The 4,150-nt window shown below is 35.9% G+C and carries 3 protein-coding genes; 1 reads left to right on the top strand and 2 read right to left on the bottom strand.

Annotation, left to right across the window (positions count from 1 at the left end; translation table 11 throughout):
- Positions 1 to 27: 27 nt before the first annotated feature.
- On the bottom strand, positions 28 to 3,528 hold the full coding sequence (locus CA730_RS24720) for an Eco57I restriction-modification methylase domain-containing protein (RefSeq protein WP_231939910.1): 3,501 nt from the start codon (positions 3,526 to 3,528) through the stop codon (positions 28 to 30).
- 36 nt (positions 3,529 to 3,564) lie between these two features.
- A complete protein-coding gene (locus CA730_RS22125) occupies positions 3,565 to 3,963 on the bottom strand; it encodes a four helix bundle protein (RefSeq protein WP_096671734.1) in 399 nt (132 codons plus the stop codon).
- Here CA730_RS22125 and CA730_RS25820 point away from each other — a divergent pair.
- Positions 3,948 to 4,150, top strand: a 203-nt coding sequence (locus CA730_RS25820; RefSeq protein WP_096670595.1) for a hypothetical protein, incomplete at its 3' end; no start/stop codon positions are given. The genes CA730_RS22125 and CA730_RS25820 overlap by 16 nt on opposite strands.

The raw sequence follows: 4,150 nt of genomic DNA, 5'->3' as shown, positions 1-4,150 counted from the left end.
ATTTTTAGTGTGACACTTGCGTAAGTCCTATAAGCTAAAAATAGCAGTACGTTCATTAGTTGAATTAGTAATATCTCTAAAACCTAACAACCAATTTTTATCCCATTTTCCACTTAATTTATTTTCAACTTCCTTTCTATCAACCCAATAACGAGGTTGAACAGAAAAAGATAAATCGCTTTTTTCATCATCTGTTAAATCACGAGTATCACCATTATCTGTATAAGTCGCCCAACGGTGATCAAATTGATGAAACATTTTCGCTTCATATAATGGTAATAAATTATCACCTGCTTCGTTTTGAAATAACCCGCTATCATTAGCCATGTGAAACATAGCCATAAATGAAATACCCCAAGGGTTAATTCCGGTTTTCTCATTTTCTAAAACTGGCACATTTTGATATATTTTTTTAGTTAATTCCGCATCTTTGCTAGTTCTAAAAACTGGACAAGTGAGAGTATTAGGATTAATTAATGCAATATCTTGAGGTGAAAGTTGAAATAACCGCGTTTGATTTTCTAATTGTTTAGGTTGAGTGAGGAAAAATGCAAAATTACCGCGTTTAATTGGTTTACCACTCAAAGCAAGTAAAGAAAATTTCATTCTGCTATCTACAGCAGCAAATAATTTTTCTCTATTTTCAAAATCATACAAACTTGCTAAATTCTGCTTTTGAATTAAATCACCAAAAAACTTTTTACAAGTATCATCAGTTGCGATACCTGTAGGAACAATTACCCCAACTCTACCATTAACAGAAATCAAACTTCTGGTAGTTTCAGCAAACACAGCATAAGTATTAATATCACCCACAGCAGTTAACGGAAATCTCCCCCCTTCCCGAATAAACTTACTTTGTGCTTCCGCATCATGTTTAGCATCCTCAAACGCTTGTGCTAAAGCTGGATTTTTCTTAGGTAACTCCTTAATCAACTTTTCCCGCGCTGCTTTATTTTGGGCATTCGCAATATCCAAATTACGAGAAGCGAAAAACTCCTTTTCTTGTAACTTAATTCTCTCCCAAGGAGGATTACCTAAAACACAATCAAAACCTTTCGGTAATTCGTAATTCGTAATTCGTAATTCGTAATTACTTGAATTTTCGGGTTGAGGGTTAAAAACTTCGGGGAATTCTAAAGGCCAATGAAAGAAATTCTTTTCCTGTGCTAACTTATTCGCAGCATCAATTAACCCTTGTAATTCGTAATTCGTAATTCGTAATTCGTAATTAGAATCTGAATTAAGAACCTTTTGGACAGTTTCCCGTTTTAACCTATCTATAGTTGCTGTAGTTGGTAAAAGTTGTAAATTATGTTCAGTTAAATACATGAAAAATGCCGCAGTCCATAAATTACAAGCTGCTTTTTTTAACCACCAATGATTATCTAAAAGATTATCTTGATATTTTCTCTCTTTTTCTTTAACTTCCTGGGGTGTATTTTCCGAAAAGTCCGCTAATTCTTGCCATAACTTCGCAAAAATGTAACTATCATCAGCAGCAGTTTCAAAAATAGATAATTGTCCTTGGTTTTCCCGTTCCTTCTTATTCCGCTTCTTAAAATCAGTCGCTAACTTCTTATCATCACCTGTCACCGCTTTAAAAGCATCATCAGGAATACCTGCATCTAAACAATCTAAATCCAAAACACCAACGAGAGAATTACCGCATTTTATCCGATGATCTAAAAAGTTCAAAGGTTTACCAGTCGCAAAACCTTCAATCCATAAAGCCACCTTACACAAATCTACCGCTAAAGGGTTCAAATCTACCCCATAAATACAATTTTGAATCACATCACGCACCGCTTGACGTAAAGGTTCTGGTGCTGGTTGAGATTCCCCTGTTCTCACTTTCGCTAATTCCTTTCCTATGCGTCGTGCTGCTGCTAATAAAAAATGTCCAGAACCACAAGCGGGGTCTATGACTTTTATGCTTAATAGGGATAATTCGTAATTCGTAATTCGTAATTCGTAATTTGGAATTTGGAATTTGGAATTCGTAGTTTGTAATTCGTAATTATTAGAATTGCTAGTTTTTTGTTCAGCTTGGCGTAATTTCTCCTCAATAACTGGTTCTAATGCTGTCTTAATTAACTGTTGGACAAGTTGGGGAGGGGTGTAATAAGAACCTGTGGTTTTTCTATCACTTCCAAATACTAAATTAAACTCATATATGCCTTGATTTTGTTTAATTTGGGGGTGAAAATCTAATAAACTTTCATAGACACTTCCCAATTCTTCCACATCCAAAGCCGCATAATTTACCCGGCGTGTTTGACCTTTATCCTCATACAAGGATAAACAACGAATGGCAGTTAATAAATCATAATTATCAATACCACAATTATTTAAATCCGTCAAAGTTTGTGAACCAAATAAATCACCGTTTAAAGGCGATAAACCTAATATTTGTCCCCGCCAATTTTCATCAAATAACTTAAATGTCACCCGTAAACCTTGCCAAATATCTTGAAATCCTTCCCGACGATAGCGAGGACGTTCTGCTAATTCTCGCAAGCGTTCAATACTGTAATATTCAAGATAAATTCTCGCTTTTTCTGTATCTTCTCCAATTAATAATAAGTTGCGAGATTCAGCCACCATTAAGAATAATAGGCGATAAATTAACCGCAATAATTGACGGTAATAAATTAATTCGTAATTCGTAATTCGTAATTCGTAATTATCGGAGTATTTTTGGCAGAGATTTTCACTATCACGATGTTGAATAAAGCCGTTTCCTAGCTGTATCAAAGCTTTTTCTACCCCGTCGCGAAGTCTATCCCGGACTCTTCCCCCTTGCTGTAAACTCTCTTGATGGTAATATTCCAATAGGCATTTATCCGCATCATCCGCAGTTTCCGGTAAACGGGAACGGTGGAAAAGCCGATAAAATAAGCCAAATTCGGCAAAGTTCTCACCGTTGAGAATCTGCTCTAAGTCAAATTCGATATAAGTAAGGCGAGTCATTAGAGAAGAGTCGCGTAATAACCGCCAGCGAAAACCATTAGTTGCGATCGCCCAAAGATGCTCTGTCTTGTTAAGATATTCCTGTACTAAGCCATGTGCTGATAACCGAGGAGTCCCACTGGGAGGACGTTTATCAATATCCAACCGACAACCAATAATATGAATGGGGGGATAATTCGTAATTGGTAATTCGTAATTCGTAATTGAAGAGTCGGATGGTGATACAGCGCGGTGGGAAATGCCGTAGGTTTGCCCTTCTACCACTTCAGCTTTAGCAGTATATACGGGAGTATATCCCAGACTTTTTAACAGCAGTACAGCCATTTCACGGGTGATACTGGTGGCAGTATCTTCCGCATCCAGCCTATTTAATTGGCGTTGAAAAGATGCCCAATAGGCTTTTGCATCACCCCAAGCGATCGCAATTTCATCTTCTAATTTATCAGATTTAGGTAATCCAAAATCCGCCGGTGTTTGTCCTTTGATATTACCAGTTAATAGTTCAGTGGTAATATCTGCTGCGAGTAAGTTGCCTTCAAATTGTACGCCAATCATAGTTTTAATTCGTAATTCGTAATTCGTAATTCGTAATTATTTGTCTTTAAGTTTTTTGGTAGAAGCGACTAAGATTTTTCCAATTTCGTTAGCTTCTTGGAGAAGTAAGGTAAATTTTGGTTTATCTACTAATTCTGATTCTATCAAAATTTCTAACCAGTATTGAGTTTCTCTGGCTTCTTTCAGGGCTATTTCTAATTTATGAATGAAGTCTTTATCAGATTGAGCAGATTGAGCTTCTCTAACATTTGCGCCTACAGAAGTACCAGAACGCAATAACTGTTTAGAAAGTGTCCGATAAGTTCCTGGTTTTTCATCAAGAAAGCAACAAGCTTTGATTATCCTAATTGCAAATTGTTTTGTCCTATCTGTAATTGTGATATGATTGTTGCTTTTGACATTTACATTTGCATTTGTGTTTGTCACCTTTAACATCCTCCCTTGCTTCTTTCTTAAATTCCAAATTCCAAATTCCAAATTACGAATTACGAATTACGAATTACGAATTACGAATTACGAATTACGAATTACGAATTACGAATTACGAATTACGAATTACGAATTACGAATTACGAATTACGAATTACGAATTACGAATTACGAATTCCAAATTACGAATTCC

Origin of the sequence: Dolichospermum compactum NIES-806 (assembly GCF_002368115.1) — a bacterium.
GTDB lineage: Bacteria > Cyanobacteriota > Cyanobacteriia > Cyanobacteriales > Nostocaceae > Dolichospermum > Dolichospermum compactum.
This window is presented reverse-complemented; position numbering and strand designations above follow the sequence as displayed.

Bases quoted from the DNA above. Each gene is read 5' to 3' on its own strand.
- CA730_RS24720 (WP_231939910.1), bottom strand. From the start codon at position 3,528: ATGATTGGCGTACAATTTGAAGGCAACTTACTCGCAGCAGATATTACC.
- CA730_RS22125 (WP_096671734.1), bottom strand. From the start codon at position 3,963: ATGTTAAAGGTGACAAACACAAATGCAAATGTAAATGTCAAAAGCAAC.